The organism is Streptomyces sp. T12 (genome assembly GCF_028736035.1).
Lineage (GTDB): Bacteria > Actinomycetota > Actinomycetes > Streptomycetales > Streptomycetaceae > Streptomyces.
The window spans coordinates 4586335-4601495 of record NZ_CP117866.1 but is presented as its reverse complement, the minus strand read 5'-3'; the positions used below and the strand labels follow the sequence as shown (position 1 = coordinate 4601495).

Here is a 15161-nt window from a genome sequence, read left to right as displayed (position 1 = left end):
CTCCCGGCACTGATCACGTCGACCGTATGCTCGAAGGATGACGACTTCCGCGACCTCCGGAACCGGCTCGACACCTGGCCCGACCGAGAACTCCATGCGTCGCGCCCTAAAACGCGCCAGGGACGGCGTCGCCCTCGACGTCTCCGAGGCGGCCGTGCTGCTCCAGGCCCGCGGCGAGGCCCTCGACGACCTCGTCGCGTCGGCCGGACGCGTGCGGGACGCGGGCCTTGCGGCGGCAGGCCGGCCCGGCGTCATCACGTACTCGAAGAGCGTCTTCATCCCCCTCACCCGGCTGTGCCGGGACAAGTGCCACTACTGCACCTTCGTCACCGTCCCCGGCAAGCTGCGCCGCGCCGGGCACGGGATGTTCATGTCGCCGGACGAGGTCCTCGACATCGCCCGCAAGGGCGCCGCCCTCGGCTGCAAGGAAGCCCTCATCACCCTCGGCGACAAGCCGGAGGAGCGGTGGCCGGAGGCCCGCGAGTGGCTGGACGCGCACGGGTACGACGACACCATCGCCTACGTCCGCGCCATCTCCATCCGCATCCTGGAGGAGACGGGCCTGCTGCCCCACCTCAACCCGGGCGTCATGACCTGGACCGACTTCCAGCGCCTGAAGCCCGTCGCCCCGTCGATGGGCATGATGCTGGAGACGACCGCCACCCGCCTGTGGTCCGAGCCGGGCGGCCCGCACTACGGCTCCCCGGACAAGGAGCCCGCCGTACGGCTGCGGGTGCTGGAGGACGCGGGGCGTTCCTCCGTCCCCTTCACCTCCGGGATCCTCATCGGCATCGGGGAGACGTACGAGGAGAGGGCCGAGTCCCTCTTCGCGCTCCGCAAGGTCTCCCGGGCCTACCACGGCATCCAGGAACTGATCATCCAGAACTTCCGCGCCAAGCCGGACACCGCGATGCGCGGTATGCCGGACGCGGAACTCGACGAGTTGGTGGCCACGGTGGCGGTCGCCCGGCACATCATGGGGCCGAGCGCCTGCCTCCAGGCCCCGCCCAACCTGGTCGACTCCGAGTACGAGCGCCTCATCCGGGCCGGTATCGACGACTGGGGCGGGGTCTCCCCGCTGACCATCGACCACGTCAACCCCGAGCGCCCCTGGCCGCAGATCGAGGAACTGGCCGACCGGTCGGCCGCCGTCGGCTTCGAGCTGCGTGAACGCCTCTGCGTCTACCCGGAGTTCGTCCAGCGCGGCGAGCCCTGGATGGACCCGCGGCTGCTCCCGCACGTCCGGGCGCTCGCCGACCCGGAGACCGGTCTGGCGCGTCCGGACGCCGTCGTCGAGGGGCACCCGTGGCAGGAGCCCGAGGAGGCCTTCGTCGCCTCCGGCCGTACGGATCTGCACTCCACCATCGACACCGAGGGCCGTACGTCCGACCGCCGCGACGACTTCGACGAGGTGTACGGCGACTGGGGCGCCCTGCGCGAGGCGGCCGCGCCCGGGATGGCGCCGGAGCGCATCGACACCGATGTGCGCCAGGCGCTGCGGGTCGCGGCCGACGACCCGACCCGGCTGACCGACGAGGAGGCGCTGGCGCTGCTGCACGCGGACGGCCCGGCGCTGGACGCGCTCACCCGCATCGCCGACGACGTCCGCAAGTCGGCGGTCGGCGACGACGTCACGTACATCGTCACGCGGAACATCAACTTCACCAACGTCTGCTACACCGGCTGCCGCTTCTGCGCCTTCGCCCAGCGGCGCACGGACGCCGACGCCTACACCCTGTCCCTGGACCAGGTCGCCGACCGCGCCCAACAGGCCTGGGACGTGGGCGCGGTGGAGGTCTGCATGCAGGGCGGCATCCACCCGGACCTGCCGGGAACGGCGTACTTCGACATCGCGCGAGCCGTGAAGTCCCGCGTCCCCGGCATGCACGTGCACGCCTTCTCGCCGATGGAGGTCGTGAACGGCGCCACCCGCACCGGCATGTCCATCCGCGAGTGGCTCACGGCGGCGAAGGAGGCGGGCCTCGACTCCATCCCGGGCACCGCGGCGGAGATCCTCGACGACGAGGTCCGCTGGGTCCTGACCAAGGGCAAGCTGCCGACGGCGACATGGATCGAGGTGGTGACGACCGCGCACGAGCTCGGCATCCGGTCCTCCTCGACGATGATGTACGGCCACGTCGACCAGCCCCGCCACTGGCTCGGGCACCTGCGCACGCTGGCCGGGATCCAGCAACGCACGGGCGGGTTCACGGAGTTCGTGACGCTGCCGTTCATCCACACCAACGCGCCGGTGTACCTGGCGGGGATCGCGCGCCCCGGCCCGACGATCCGCGACAACAGGGCGGTGACGGCGATGGCCCGTCTCCTTCTGCACCCGCACATCCCCAACATCCAGACCAGCTGGGTCAAACTGGGCACGGAGGGCGCGGCGGAGATGCTCCGCTCGGGGGCCAATGACCTCGGCGGCACGCTGATGGAGGAGACGATCTCGCGGATGGCGGGTTCGTCGTACGGCTCCTACAAGTCGGTACGCGACCTCGTGGCCGTCGCCGACGCGGCGGGGCGTCCGGCGAAGCCCCGCACCACCCTGTACGGCGAGGTGCCCGAGGAACGGCAGCGGGCGGCGGCGGCCTCGGACGGGCATCTGCCGGAGCTGTTGCCGGTGCTGGACTGAGGAGACCCGCCTCGCGGGGGTCGGTACGATGATCCGACCCCCGCTGGAGGGGTCCCGTAGCTGAGGAGATGCGTGCCGTGCCTGCTCCCAAGGTCTGGGTGACCGGTCTGACGGTGGGAGCGATAGCCGCCGTCACCGTCCTCGCCGTACAGGCCGACAAGGGGCCGCACCCGACAGCGACGGCGGCCCGCCCGAGCGCGTCGGCGTCGGCGGGCGCGAGCCCCGCACCGTCGAAGTCCACCGCACCCGCCGCCGTGCCGGAGGGCTCGGGCACGGGACGCCGGATCGTCTACTCCCTGGGCCAGAAGCGGGTCTGGCTGGTCGACGCGAGCGACGCGGCCCGCCGTACCTTCACCGTCTGGCCGGGGACGGTGAGCCCGGACCCCGGCACCTACTCGGTGTCGTCGCGGAACATGGCCACCACGGGCTCGGACGGCGTGCAGATCGAGAACATCATCTACTTCGCCGCGAAGTCCGGTCTCTCCATCGCCTTCTCCAACGCCGTGGACGGCTCCTCGCCCCCGCCCGCCTCGGGCAAACAGACCGGCGGGGTCCGCACGCGCGCGGCCGACGGGGCGGCGCTGTGGACGTTCGGGGAGACGGGCACGACGGTGGTCGTGGTCAAGTAGGGCGAGCAGGTCAGGTAGGAGTCCGCTGCATCTTTCGATGTAGGGCAGGATCCACTTCGCTCATGACGATTCGGGCCGTGACCGCCGTGACGATGAGTTCATGACGCAGCACACGGACGAGCGAGCCCAGCGGACCGCCCTGGACACGGCCATGGGGGCTTCCCCGACCGGACGACGACTCCCCCTCCTCGACGTTCTGCGCGGGGTGGCCATCCTGGGCACGCTCATGACGAACGTATGGATCTTCACCGGGCCGGGCGCGGAGTGGGGAGCCCTGGAGTCCGGCCCCTCCACGGATGTCGTGCAGGACGCCTTCAGCGTGCTGGCGAACGGCAAGTTCCTGTCACTGCTGACGATCCTGTTCGGAGTCGGGCTGGCCATCCAGTACGGCTCGGCGGCGCGACGCGGACAGCCGTGGCCGGGGCGCTACCGGTGGCGGGCGCTGTTCCTGTTCGGCGAGGGCACGCTGCACTTCGTCCTGGTCTTCGCCTGGGACGTACTGATGGGATACGCGGTCACCGCGCTGCTCGTCGCCTGGCTGCTGACCCGTTCGGAGCGGGCACAGCGGCGGGTGATGTGGTGGGCGGCGGGGATGCACCTGACGGTGATCGGCCTGCTGACGGCGGCCATGGCCCTGGCCGGCGGCGACGACGGTGACACCGGCGGCACCGTGTCCCGCGAGGTCGTCGACCTGTACGCGCACGGCGGCTACCTGGACCAGATCGCCTTCCGCCTGGAGAACTCGATCGCGCTCCGCATGGAGCCGGTCCTGACCTTCTTCCTCCTGGTCTTCCTCTTCCTGCTGGGCGTACGGCTGTTCCGGGCGGGGGCGTTCGGCGCGGACGAGACGGGGCGCAGGCTGCGCTCCCGCCTCCTGCTGTGGGGCCTGGGCCTCGGACTGCCGCTCAACGTGGCGGCCACACTGGCCGGCCCGGACCTGTTCCTGCTGGCCCGGTACGGCACCGCACCGCTGCTCGCCCTCGGCTACATCGGCCTGATCGGCGCGCTGGTGGACCGGGTACGGCGGCCGGGCCCGCTGATGACAGGGCTGACGTCCGTCGGCCGAACCGCCCTGTCCGGCTACGTCCTGCAGAACCTGCTGTGCGTGCTCGTCTCCTACGGCATCGGACTGGGCCTCGCCGAACGGCTCGGTGACACCGGCCCGTGGTGGGTGGTGGGACTGTGGGTCACGGTCTGCGCGGTCCTGATGGTGGGCTCCACGCTGTGGCTGCGACGCTTCTCGACAGGGCCCCTGGAGGCGGTCCAGAAATGGGCCCTGCGCCACTGATACGCGAGGGGCGCCGGGGTGGTCATGGCGCCGCGTTCTGAAGATCGGTGGGGCGCGGTGAGCCCGTGGTGGGAGTGGGAGTGGGAGCGGCCGGGGTTGACGTCGGCAGATCGCCCTCCGGGCGACGCACGCGGGTCAGGTCGGCTCCGTCCAGCTGCACGTCCATCAGGTCCGCCTCCCGCAGGTCGGTGTTGTGCAGCGAGGCGCCCCGCAGGTCTGCCTTCTCCAGGTCGGCGGCTTTCAACCGGGCGGAGTCCAGGCGCGCTTGGGACAGGTTCGCCTCGGTGAGAACGGCGTCGTTGAGGACGCCTTTGCTCAGGTTCGCCCCGGTCAGATCGGCGCCCTTCAGGTTCGTTCCGCTCAGCGTGGCGCCATGCAGGTCCGCGCCGGACAGTTTCGCGCCTTCCAGGTTGGCGTGGGAGAGGACCGCTCCGGCGAGGTTCGCCCCGCTCAGATCGGCCCGGTGGAGGTCGACGTCGGCCAGTCGGACGCCTCTGAGGTCGATGGGGCGATCACCGTCGTGCGCGGGGTCGCGCTGGCCGAGCACAGAGAGGGCCGCCTGGATGTCGGGAGCCTTCCCGGTCGTGGACGACTTCTTGGTGGCGCGGCCGCGGATGTACTCGGACAGGGTGTAGAGCACCGTCGGCTGCTGTCGCGGGGAGTCCTCCATGATGCCCTGCAGAGAAAAGATCGCGCTTCTGCGGATGTTGGCGGAGCCGTTGTCCAGCCGTTCCATGGCCTTGTCGGTCCGGTCCGCGATCTGTCCCTGCTCCGAAATGGTCAGTTCTTCGGAGGCCTGCGTCACGGACACCCAGGTGAAAGCCAGTGTGGCGACCGCCGCGAGCCCGGGGAGCATCAGCGCGACGAGGCCCGCTCGCTGTCCCCACAGGGCCCCTTCCGCGGGCGGGCCCTCCGCCAGGCGGGAGGCGGCGCCGGTGCCGCGGCGCTCCGGTGCTCTGCGGCGGTGTCCCGGGCGATGTGTTCCCAGCGGAGCTCTGGCGCGCCGGCCGGCGGGCCGGCCCGTCTGTGCCCGGCGTTCTGCGATCCGCCGCAGCTGTCTGCTCCGTGCCCCTGCTCGCGGTATGCCCCTGGTCATGCCTGCCATTCGAACCGACGGCGGCCCGGAGAGGGGTGGATGTTGCTGCTGGGTTCACAAGATTCCCACGCATCCGGGCCGCCGGTCGTCAGGAGCAGTGGTCAGCTGGCGTCGGTCCGCTCGCTCTGCCCGAGCGGCAGATGGTTGACGATCAGTACGACCCCGCTGAACAGGAACACCCGGGTCGCCGCGTCCAGCCCGTTCCAGTCCCCCGACTGCCACATCGAGAACCACTCACCACCGATGGCGATGAACCCGCCGCCGAACAGCAGCATCAGCATCAGCAGGCCGTAGGTGGAGAAGCGGCGGGCGCGCCGGTCGTCGCGGCGGAACCAGAGCCAGGTGCCGTATATGAGGACGAGGGCGGCGACGGTCTCCCAGACGATGATCGCGACGTACGCCGCGTCCTGAAGTCCCTTGCTGGTGATGGCTCTCCACATCAGGTCGTCGTCCTTGAACGTCGTATCCATCGCCAGGACGTGCTGCACGAACTGCTGGTTCGTCCCGAAGTCGGTGATGTTCCCGAAGGCGACGAGGGTGATGTAGAGGGCGACGGTCGCGGTGAGGAGGGTGGCGGCGAGGTGGAGTGCGGGGCGTGGGGGTGTGGTTGACATGGTGGTCATCTTCCCCGGCGGACCGGTTCACCACATACGCATTGAGCCAGCCACTACGGGATCTACTCGGTGTCCTTGGGGTGGCGGGTGGACGCGTACACGAGATGGACGGTCCGGCGTCCTTCGTCGACGAGGTAACGCACGCGACCGCCGGCCGTCACCTCGTACTCCCACTGGGGATACTCGCGACCACCGAGGCTTCCCATGGCCAGACGACCGCGCAGACGGTGCTGACGGTCGGGATCCGCTCGGGACAGGGGGTTACTGCGCAGCGCTTCGAAGCAGCGCCTTGTGTTCCCCGGGGCCTCTGCGCCCAGCTCTCCCCACCCCTTCGCTGACTCGTTCGTCGCGAATCGTAAGCGCCATTCCTCGTCCACCGGCGGTGGAGCAACGTCGTCGCCACGCTTCGGGCTCACGGCGCGGTCACCTCGCCATGGTCCTCGTCCGGCAGCCGACGGGTGAGCTGCGCGGTGAGCTCCGGGTCCGCGAGGACGCGTGCCGTCGCGCGCCATTCGACGACGACTCGGTGGAGATTGGCATGGACGTCCAGCTGTGCCGCGTCGTGCGTGGCGTCGATCAGCTCGGCCACGAACTGCTTCAGTTCGTCCGCCGACAGGTGACGGACCCATGGGAAGACGGAAGGTAGCGCGCGCAGTATGGCCCGCTCGCCGGCATTGCTGCGGACGAGGGCGGCGAGCAGGCGAGCCGTGATGTCCGCCGTCTCCTCGCGCTGTTGGTCGTGGCGAGCTGTCGTCAGGTAGAGATCCTCGCCGTCCCGGCGCGTGATGTGCACACGCTGAGTGCGGTCGAGCGTTTCGGCGACGCGCTTCGAGTTCTTCGAGAGCTCGGAGAAGGCGACCGTGGGAGTGGACATGATCCGACGGTACTTCGGAACGTATTCCGAAGTCAATCGCGGGCGACTGTCCGGGTGCTTGCGCCTCTGCCAGACTTCAGGGGACCGGCTACGGGGGTGGAGCGGATGAGGCCGACGCGGCCGTCGATGCAGGAGCTGATCGGGCGCCGGAAGCGTGCGGGTTTCGTCGGCCGCCGCAGCGAGCTCGACCTGTTCCGCGCCAACTTCGGTACTTCGCCGGAAGATGAGCGGCACAGTTTCGTCTTCCACATCCATGGCACGGCGGGCGTCGGCAAGTCCTCACTGGTCCGGGAACTGGAGGCCGTGGCTGCCCAGCGCAAGGCGCTCACCGCCTGCACGGACGAAACCGTGAACAGTGTGCCGGAGGTGATGGCGGCGATCAGCGCTCAGTTCGAGAAGCAGGGCGCCGAGTTGAAGGCCCTCGACAAGCTCCTGGTCACCTACCGTCAGCGCCGCCATGAGGCGGAGACAGCGTCGGCCGTACTGCAGGCCGGCCCTGACCCCGGCCTGCCCTCACCGGGCAGCATGGCCGTGTCACAGGCCGGGCTGATCGGCCTGGGCATGGTGCCGGTCGTGGGGGCCTTCGCCGGGGCCATCGATCCGGCCCAAGTGGCCCACAGCACAGACCGGTTGAAGGCGGCTCTCAGCGCACGATTCCGGAACCACGACGACGTGCAGCTGGTCCTGGATCCGCTGAAGGTCCTGACACCTGTCTTCGTCGCGGAGCTGGAACGCGTGGCGGCTGAGGAACCCTGGGTCGCGCTCTTCTTCGACACGTACGAGCGGACCGCACCCTTCCTCGATCCCTGGCTGCTCGATCTGATCACGACGGACCGGTACGGCGCGCTACCGGCGAACATGGTCGTCACGCTGGCCGGCCAGCACGGACCCGATCCGGCCCGCTGGGCGGACTACGCAGGGTTTGTCACCGAGTTCGTCCTGGAGCCGTTCACGGAATCCGAGGCGCGGCAACTCCTTGCGGCGAAGCGGGTGGTGGACGAAAACGCCGTACGGGAGGTGCTGCGGTTGTCCGAAGGACTTCCCGTACTCGTGTCGATGCTTGCGGAGAACCCGGGGGCGGTGGATGACCCCACCGCCACTGCCGTGGAACGCTTCCTCAAGTGGGAGCGTGATCCTGCGCGTCGGGATGCGGCACTCGCGTGTGCTGTGCCTCGGTGGCTGAACGAGGACGTGTTCCGGGTGGTGGTCGGCGAGGGAACCGAGGGGTCTTACGAGTGGCTGCGAGGTCTTCCCTTCGTCGGCGAGAGTGCGGGCCGGATCCGGTACCACGACGTCGTGCGCACCGCCATGCTCCGGCTCCGGCGGACACGGTCGGGACAGCAGTGGACGGCGGGGCACGCGCGGCTCGCAGAGGCATACGGGGAGTGGCGCGCCGAGGCGGAAGAAGGGCTGGAGCCGGACGAGTTGTGGTCCGACGGCCCATGGCGCGAGCTGCGGATGGAGGAGTCGTATCACCTGCTGTGCGCCAGCCCAAGAACCGCGCTGCCCCAGATGCTCAGAGATGTGGTCGGCGCCTGCCGTGCGGGCGAGGCAGCGGCGCGTGGCTGCGCGCAGGTGCTCGCTGACGCGGGGGAGCACGCGGACGCGCAGGCCGCACGGACATGGGGCCAGGACCTTCTCGCGGCGCTCTCGGACGAGTCGGAGGGAACGCTGCGCGCACTGGGGCTGCTGCTGAACAGGGCGGGCCTCGATGCACCCGGGCGCGCCGAGGCGCATTGTGTGCGGGGGCACGAACTGCGGTGGGACGGGGAACACGAACGGGCGCTCGCCGAGTACGACCGAGCCATCGCCCTGGCCCCGGAGTCGGCCGAGGCGTACAGCGGGCGGGCCCTTGCCCACCGGACGCTGCGTGATCTCGCGGCTGCCCTGGCCGACGTGGATCGTGCCGATGCGCTGAACCCTGACACCGTGCGAATCCTCGGCCTGCGGGGAGACATCCTGCAGGGCATGGCTCGCTACGAGGATGCGGTGGCGGCCTTCGACCGCGTTCTCGACCTGGATCCCGGACACACGCTGGCCAAGGCGAGCAGAGGACAGAGCAAACACTTCCTCGGTGACGACGAAGGGGCACTCGCCGACTTCGACGAGGCGTTGCAGACCGACCCGGAGTACCTGTGGGCTCTGGTGCACCGGGCGGAGCTGTACCGGGACCAGCGTCGGATGGAGGAATCCTTCGCCGACCTCGACCGGGCTGTGGAGATCGCTCCCGACAGCGCGTGGATCGCCTCCGAGCGGGGAGACGCCTACCGGCTGGTGGGCAGGAACGAGGAGGCCGTCGCGGAACTCGGGCGCGCCTGCGAGCTTGATCCCGACTACTCCTCCACACACGCCGGTCGCGGATACGCGCTCGCGCGTCTGGGACGCCACGAGGAGGCACGAGCGGCCTACGACCGTGCGATCGAGGTGGATCCCGCCTACCCCTGGGCACTGGTTCACCGCGCACTTCTCCGAGGTGAACTGGGGGACGAGGAAGGCATGTTCGCGGACCTGGACAGTGCCGTGTCGGCGGACGGGACGGATACATGGGCGCTGAACCAGCGAGCCTTCGCCTACCGGAACGCCGGCCGCTACCTGGAGGCGATGGCGGACTACGGCCTTGGACTGAGGCGCGAACCCGATCTCGGCTGGGGCCAGTTGAAGATGGTGACTCTGGTCGCGCTGAGCGAGGACGACGCGGCGGTCGCCGAGCTCGACCGGGCGCTGCAACTCGATCCGGACGACGTGGACCTGTTGGCGAGCAGGGGCGTGGTGTGCCTGAGGCGCGGGCAGTACGCCGCAGCGCTTCGGGACCTGGACCGGGCGATTTCCCTCCGCCCGGACATGGCGAGCCTGAACGCCACCCGGGCGAGGGCGTGCATAGCCATCGGGCGGCATCCGCAGGCCCTCGCTGACCTCGCTCGGTGCGTGGAGCGAGGAGAGGAGCCCGCATGGGCGACCCGGAGAACCGCCGAGGTGCTGCTGTGGTGCGGCCACTATGACGAGGCCCGGCAGCTGCTGGACGAGCTGGGGGCAACCGGGGGGCGGGAGGGCGACGCGGAGACAGTGACGGTCGCCTGGTACTTCGACAGCGAGAGCGATCGGTGGGAACGCGCGCGGAACGTCGGTGATCTGATGGCGCCCTTGCACTTCCTGGCCCGGCGATTCCTGTCGGTCGTGTCGCAGGTCATGTCGGGGGACTTGAGTACAGCCGAGCCCGTGCGGAGATTCCTGCGGCAGGTGGGTGTGCAGGCGGACGGGGATGCCGACGCGACGGTCAAATTCGAGCAGGCGCTGGTCAGTTGTGCTGTGGGCGACTGGTCGCGGGCCGACTCGCTGATCTCTGGAGGGCTGGCCCTCGACCATGACTGGGAAGATCTGGCCGACCTGACCCTTCGGCTGACCCTCCTGGCGCGCAGCCCCAATGCCGACCCGGCGCTCTTCGGCCCGCGACTGGCCCGAGTCACCGCGGCCCGCGACGCTTTTCAGGCCCGCTACGCGGAATAGGCCTCGACGAATGCTGCCCAGGAGCGGTTCGCGAACGCGAGCCGTGCTCCTTCCTTGTCCTTTGAGTCGCGGACGTGGACGGTGGTGTGGGCGGGGGATATGGCGACCTCGACGCACTCCGGCCCGTCGTTGCTGCTGTAGCTGCTCTTGAACCACTCGTGCTCAAAGATCATGTCTCTTCTCCCAGGACTTTCTCGATGAAGGCCAGCGACTCCCGGGGCGTGAGAGCCTGCGCCCGGATGATTCCATAGCGCATCTCCAAGATCTGGATCTCCCGGGGATCACTGATGACGCGACTGTGCAGCTGGGCCTCCGAGTGCCCCAGCGTCTTGCCGTCCCGGAGCTTCAGCACTTGGAGAGGTCCGCCCATGCCCGCGTGGTCCTCGCGGTCCGTCGGCATGACCTGGATCTCGACGTGCCTCAACGCACTGATCTCCAACAGATGTTCGAGCTGTTGTTGCAGCACCATTCTGCCGCCGATCGGCCGCCGCAGTGTCGCCTCTTCCTGGACGAAGCTGAGCAGTGGTGCGGGGACGCGTTCGAAGACGCGCTGTCGTGCCATCCGCGCGGCGACATGACGATCGATCTCGTCCTCCGTGTACGAGGGCCGCCGCATCGCGTACAGCACGCGTGCGTACTCCTGTGTCTGGAGCAGGCCGTGCATGTTGTGGTTGGCGTACGCCCCCAACTCGACCGCCTCGTGCTCCAACTTCGCCAGGTCCCGCACTTTCTTGGGATACCGGGCCCTCTCCACGTCCTCCTTCATCGCCGAGAGCTTCCCGCCCGCCCCCAGAACCTCATCGGCCTTGTCCAGGAAGTCAGGCTTCGGAATCCGCCGCCCGCGCTCGACGGACGAGACCATCTCCTCGCCGTACCCGATGGCGACGCCCAGTTCCCCCTGTTTCATTCCGGCGGCCTCCCGCCACATCTTGATCTGCCGTCCGACCGTCCTGAGAACGGCCTCGGCCTCCTCGTCCTCCACCCTCGTCCCTCCCGACGTACGAGCAGTACGACCCGGACCTGCACCCGGACAGTCACGTTCCGTACCCGGGTCGTTGCTGTTCAGCGTAGGAACGGCTCGCCACGCTAAGTGACATGAGTCCGAATTCCCTCCCCCAAGTCACCTCTTCCACGCACCAATTCGCGGTTCAGCTGTCCGCGACTCGAAGAGGTGCTCGACTCGCCCGCCTGCTCGCCGAGCGCCAACTCGTCGACTGGGGCAGAACTGTTGAAGGCGGAACGCACGTCGTGGCCGAGCTCGCGTCGAACGCCGTACTCCACGGCCGCGTCCCAGGGCGAGACTTCCGGCTGCGGCTGAAGCTCCACGCCGACCGCACCCTCCGCATCGAGGTCACCGACGCCCGCGGCGACCGGATCCCGCAGGTCCGGGACGCGGTAGGCGCTGACGCGGACTCGGGGCGGGGCCTGCTGATCGTGGCGGCGTACGCGGACCGTTGGGGCGTCGACGAGGCTCCGGCCAACTGCAAAACGGTGTGGGCCGAACTGGCGCCGGATCGCGGGGAGTCGTGACCCGGCTGTTCCCGACGCCAAAAACCAAAGAACCGGGAAAAGAACCAACCCGCCCCCACCGCCCCCGTCGATCACCCGCAGGGGTGAACATCGCCAACTCGGCTGGCGTGGAAGGGATTCGATGGTGCAGCGTCAGCCCGGACGACAACCGCACACATGAATCGGCCCCCGCCGGGAGTGGCATCCCAGTGCGAGGGCCTAACACCGAGGAAGAAGAGACCTTCCCGATGACTGAGCAGCAGCCTAGCGCGCCCGCGCGCGCCAAGTCCGGCCATTCCGCCGGAGGCGTCGAGCACGTCACCGAACCCCACCACGACCACTTCGTCGTGGTCGGAAACCACCTCGCCCAGCACCCGGAGCTGTCCCTGACGGCGATTGGCTTGGCGGTCCACATCCAGTCACTCCCCGCCCGGACCCCGGTCGGGATCAAGACGCTGGCCGCGAAGTTCCCCGAGGGGGAGATGCGGATCGCCGGGGCCCTGCGGGAGCTGGAGGCGCATGGATACCTGGCTCGCACCAAGGAGCGTCTTCAATCGGGCCGAGTCGTGACCCGGACGATCTCGTACAACAGGCCGGGACGCGCGGTGGTCCTAGCGGCCACGGAGCCCCCCCGTACCGCGCCCGGCACCGCCGTCCCGTCAGCAGGCGCCGGCCGCACCCCGCGCCGCCGTCGACCTCCTCGCCGGTCTGCGTGCCTACGACTCCCGCCTGCTGTTGGCCGAACGTGACGTACACCGCCTGGCCCCGGCCGTCTCCGCCTGGCTGGAGCGGGGCGTCCCGCCGACCGCCGTACAGCGAACCCTCTCCAGCGGCCTGCCCACGGACCCCATCCAGAACCCGGCGGCATTCCTCGCCCACCGCCTCGAAGCGCTCCTCCCGCCGCCGCTCCCTGCCCCGGCACGCCCCCCGGCCCCCGTCCGCCGGGACCCACTCCAGACCTGCGAAGGCTGCGACCGGGCCTTCCGCTCCCCGCTGCCGGGCCGCTGCCGGGACTGCCGTGCGGCCGGCGTGGCGGCGGCGTAGGGACCCGGGAAGTGAGCCTCGTGACAAGCGCTGCCCACACACCGCTCCACCGACTCCGCCGGTACCGTACGAGGACCGAGTCACCCGCACCGGAGGTCACCGTGAGCGCCCAGACCGATGGCCCGTACGGTCCGCTGATCCCCATGCCCGAGCTGACCCCGGACGCATTGCGGGCTGCGGTCGCGCGCATCGCGCCGAGCAGGATCCCAGCCCTGACGCAACACCTCTTCGAGGCCACCACGAACGCCCAGCAGACGCAGAGCCTCGCACCGCTCCGAGCCTTCGTGCATTCCTGGGCCGTGTTCGTGGCGATCGAACGGCACCCAGACCGGGCCGCCCGGTTGCGGGAGCTGGAGCGGCTCGTGGACGCGGGGGAGCAGGACCCGACGGAGGCCATCAACGAGATCCGCGCGATCAGGGGGTCCGCCGAGGCGGAGGCCGGGCTGTGACGGACTGGGCATGGGACTACAACCCGAGTGCCGAGTTCGTCACAGGCGGGCTGCCGCCCGGAGTCGTGGCGGAGGTGGAACGGCTCGCCACCGAACTGGCGCACTCGGACATGACTCCGTGAAGGTCGGCAGACCGCTGGACCGGGAGGGCGGGCTGCGTGAATTCGACATCCTCGGCGGGCGGGGCTTCATCTGCTTTCTGGCCGTGCCACGACATGAATGCGTCTACATCTGCAATGTCACCTGGTACGGGTAATAACTGACCACTGAGGATTACTCGTGACCATTTAGGCCACACCTCGCATACCATTCCGCCCCCTGAACCGACCGTCCCCATTCGATTACAGTGGCGAATCGTCGTACAGACGGACGCTGTCACGGGGAGGTCTTGGTGGGTGCGACAGTCGGCGCCGTCTGGGGCCGTACCGAACAGCAGGACTTCCGTAGCCGGGTGCGCGGCACGCTTCTCGGGGCGGCCGTAGGGGACGCCCTCGGTGCGCCGGTGGACGGGCTCGGGCTGGACGAGATCCGGGAGCAGTACGGCGCCGAGGGCCTCGTCGATCTCGGGTTCGGGTACGGCCGGCGCGGTGCCGTGAGTCATCTCACGCAGCTCACCCTCTTCAGCGTGGACGGGTTGATAAGAGCGCAGGTCCGGCGGGACACCGGCGCCTGGCATCCGCCCACCGATGTGCACCGGGCGTATCTGCGCTGGGCCGCCACACAGCGGGACTGGGGTCCCGACGAGCGCCGTAAGGACGACGGGTGGCTGGCGCGGGAGGAGTGGCTGTACGCCCGCCGGGATCCCACCCGCGCGCTCCTGCTCGGCCTCGGTGACGAGACCATGGGCACCCTGGAGTCGCCCAAGAACGCGGCCGAGCTCGGGCCCGAGGCCGTCGCCCGTTCCGCGCCCTTCGGGCTGCTCGTCGGCTGGGAGCCGCAGCTCGTCGTCCAGCTCGCCGTGGAGTGCGCGACGCAGACCCACGGCCATCCCGTCGCCTACCTGTCGGCGGGTGCGTACGCCGTCATCGTGCACGGTCTCGCCTGCGGGGAGAGCCTCGACGGAGCCGTGCAGCGGGCGCTCGCGCTGCTCGCCCTGCGGCCCGGGCACGAACCCGTGTCGGACGCGTTGCAGCACGCGCTGGGCGCCGTACGGCAGGGCATGCCCACCCCGGCGCGGGTGGAGGAGCTGGCGGCCGACGGCTCGGCCGACGGGCTGCTCGCGGCCGCCGTGTACTGCGCCCTGGTGGGCGAGGACATCCGGCACGGACTGTGCCTCGCCGTGAACCACGACGGCCCCTCCGCCGCCGCGGGCGCCCTCACCGGCGGTCTGCTGGGCGCCCTGCACGGAGAGACGGCCCTGCCCCCGGCCTGGCTGGCCGAACTGGAGGGCCGCCCCACGATCCTCGAACTCGCCGACGACTTCGCCATGGAGATGACCCAGGGGCCTGCGCTGCACGGGCCTGCGGGGGCGTCACCGGGGTGGCTCGCGCGGTACCCGCGAGCCTGACCCGAACGGGGG

The 15161-nt window shown here is 69.9% G+C and carries 15 protein-coding genes and 1 pseudogene; 10 read left to right on the top strand and 6 right to left on the bottom strand.

The window, feature by feature from the left end; translation table 11 throughout:
- Positions 1–37 precede the first annotated feature (37 nt).
- The 3 genes from PBV52_RS20415 (at position 38) to PBV52_RS20405 (ending at position 4552) form a co-directional block, all read left to right on the top strand.
- Positions 38–2635: a bifunctional FO biosynthesis protein CofGH gene (locus PBV52_RS20415; RefSeq protein WP_274239991.1), complete on the top strand. Its 2598-nt coding sequence runs from the start codon at positions 38–40 to the stop codon at positions 2633–2635.
- Positions 2636–2703: 68 nt separating this feature from the next.
- Positions 2704–3264: a hypothetical protein gene (locus tag PBV52_RS20410; protein WP_274239989.1), complete on the top strand. Its 561-nt coding sequence runs from the start codon at positions 2704–2706 to the stop codon at positions 3262–3264.
- A 100-nt stretch (positions 3265–3364) separates the two neighbouring features.
- Positions 3365–4552, top strand: a complete 1188-nt coding sequence (locus PBV52_RS20405; protein WP_274239987.1) for a DUF418 domain-containing protein — start codon at positions 3365–3367, stop codon at positions 4550–4552.
- 22 nt (positions 4553–4574) lie between these two features.
- Here PBV52_RS20405 and PBV52_RS20400 read toward each other — a convergent pair whose 3' ends face one another.
- From PBV52_RS20400 to PBV52_RS20385, 4 genes are all read right to left on the bottom strand, one after another.
- Complete coding sequence (locus tag PBV52_RS20400; RefSeq protein ID WP_274239986.1) at positions 4575–5408, bottom strand: pentapeptide repeat-containing protein; 834 nt, start codon at positions 5406–5408, stop codon at positions 4575–4577.
- A gap of 341 nt (positions 5409–5749) precedes the next feature.
- Positions 5750–6262: a DUF2165 domain-containing protein gene (locus PBV52_RS20395; RefSeq protein WP_274239984.1), complete on the bottom strand. Its 513-nt coding sequence runs from the start codon at positions 6260–6262 to the stop codon at positions 5750–5752.
- A gap of 62 nt (positions 6263–6324) precedes the next feature.
- A complete protein-coding gene (locus PBV52_RS20390; RefSeq protein WP_274239982.1) occupies positions 6325–6468 on the bottom strand; it encodes a hypothetical protein in 144 nt (47 codons plus the stop codon).
- A 206-nt stretch (positions 6469–6674) separates the two neighbouring features.
- Positions 6675–7136, bottom strand: a complete 462-nt coding sequence (locus PBV52_RS20385) for a prevent-host-death family protein (RefSeq protein ID WP_274239981.1) — start codon at positions 7134–7136, stop codon at positions 6675–6677.
- 105 nt (positions 7137–7241) lie between these two features.
- On the opposite strand from PBV52_RS20385, the gene PBV52_RS20380 reads away from it, so the two are divergent.
- Positions 7242–10640, top strand: a complete 3399-nt coding sequence (locus tag PBV52_RS20380; RefSeq protein WP_274239979.1) for a tetratricopeptide repeat protein — start codon at positions 7242–7244, stop codon at positions 10638–10640.
- On the opposite strand, the gene PBV52_RS20375 is transcribed toward PBV52_RS20380, so the two are convergent.
- Both PBV52_RS20375 and PBV52_RS20370 read right to left on the bottom strand, forming a co-directional pair.
- Positions 10628–10813, bottom strand: coding sequence for a DUF397 domain-containing protein (locus PBV52_RS20375; protein WP_274239978.1), 186 nt, complete (start codon positions 10811–10813; stop codon positions 10628–10630). The two genes, PBV52_RS20380 and PBV52_RS20375, sit on opposite strands and share 13 nt — an antisense overlap.
- Positions 10810–11622 (bottom strand): helix-turn-helix transcriptional regulator, encoded by an 813-nt coding sequence (locus PBV52_RS20370; protein ID WP_274239976.1) that lies wholly within the window; start codon positions 11620–11622, stop codon positions 10810–10812. The genes PBV52_RS20375 and PBV52_RS20370 overlap by 4 nt, the downstream gene beginning before the upstream one ends.
- Before the next feature lie 113 nt (positions 11623–11735).
- Between PBV52_RS20370 and PBV52_RS20365 the strand changes: the two genes are divergently transcribed.
- The 6 genes and pseudogenes from PBV52_RS20365 to PBV52_RS20340 all read left to right on the top strand — a co-directional run bounded on the left by PBV52_RS20365 (position 11736) and on the right by PBV52_RS20340 (position 15149).
- Entirely contained in the window at positions 11736–12170 is a 435-nt protein-coding gene (locus PBV52_RS20365) for an ATP-binding protein (RefSeq protein WP_274239975.1), read from the top strand.
- A 227-nt stretch (positions 12171–12397) separates the two neighbouring features.
- Positions 12398–13193 (top strand): annotated as a pseudogene (locus PBV52_RS51765) (helix-turn-helix domain-containing protein).
- A gap of 101 nt (positions 13194–13294) precedes the next feature.
- Entirely contained in the window at positions 13295–13642 is a 348-nt protein-coding gene (locus PBV52_RS20355; protein ID WP_274239974.1) for a DUF6247 family protein, read from the top strand.
- On the top strand, positions 13639–13764 hold the full coding sequence (locus PBV52_RS20350; RefSeq protein ID WP_274239973.1) for a hypothetical protein: 126 nt from the start codon (positions 13639–13641) through the stop codon (positions 13762–13764). The genes PBV52_RS20355 and PBV52_RS20350 overlap by 4 nt, the downstream gene beginning before the upstream one ends.
- Complete coding sequence (locus tag PBV52_RS20345; protein WP_274239972.1) at positions 13761–13898, top strand: hypothetical protein; 138 nt, start codon at positions 13761–13763, stop codon at positions 13896–13898. Before PBV52_RS20350 ends, PBV52_RS20345 begins: the two co-directional genes overlap by 4 nt.
- 135 nt (positions 13899–14033) lie before the next feature.
- Positions 14034–15149 (top strand): ADP-ribosylglycohydrolase family protein, encoded by a 1116-nt coding sequence (locus tag PBV52_RS20340; RefSeq protein ID WP_274239971.1) that lies wholly within the window; start codon positions 14034–14036, stop codon positions 15147–15149.
- The last annotated feature ends 12 nt before the right edge of the window (positions 15150–15161 follow it).

What these genes read in the sequence shown, in the direction of transcription:
- PBV52_RS20415 (WP_274239991.1), top strand. Translation starts at nt 38, where the DNA reads ATGACGACTTCCGCGACCTCCGGAACCGGCTCGACACCTGGCCCGACC.
- PBV52_RS20410 (WP_274239989.1), top strand. Translation starts at nt 2,704, where the DNA reads ATGCGTGCCGTGCCTGCTCCCAAGGTCTGGGTGACCGGTCTGACGGTG.
- PBV52_RS20405 (WP_274239987.1), top strand. Translation starts at nt 3,365, where the DNA reads ATGACGCAGCACACGGACGAGCGAGCCCAGCGGACCGCCCTGGACACG.
- PBV52_RS20400 (WP_274239986.1), bottom strand. Translation starts at nt 5,408, where the DNA reads ATGCTCCCCGGGCTCGCGGCGGTCGCCACACTGGCTTTCACCTGGGTG.
- PBV52_RS20395 (WP_274239984.1), bottom strand. Translation starts at nt 6,262, where the DNA reads ATGTCAACCACACCCCCACGCCCCGCACTCCACCTCGCCGCCACCCTC.
- PBV52_RS20390 (WP_274239982.1), bottom strand. Translation starts at nt 6,468, where the DNA reads ATGGGAAGCCTCGGTGGTCGCGAGTATCCCCAGTGGGAGTACGAGGTG.
- PBV52_RS20385 (WP_274239981.1), bottom strand. Translation starts at nt 7,136, where the DNA reads ATGTCCACTCCCACGGTCGCCTTCTCCGAGCTCTCGAAGAACTCGAAG.
- PBV52_RS20380 (WP_274239979.1), top strand. Translation starts at nt 7,242, where the DNA reads ATGAGGCCGACGCGGCCGTCGATGCAGGAGCTGATCGGGCGCCGGAAG.
- PBV52_RS20375 (WP_274239978.1), bottom strand. Translation starts at nt 10,813, where the DNA reads ATGATCTTTGAGCACGAGTGGTTCAAGAGCAGCTACAGCAGCAACGAC.
- PBV52_RS20365 (WP_274239975.1), top strand. Translation starts at nt 11,736, where the DNA reads ATGAGTCCGAATTCCCTCCCCCAAGTCACCTCTTCCACGCACCAATTC.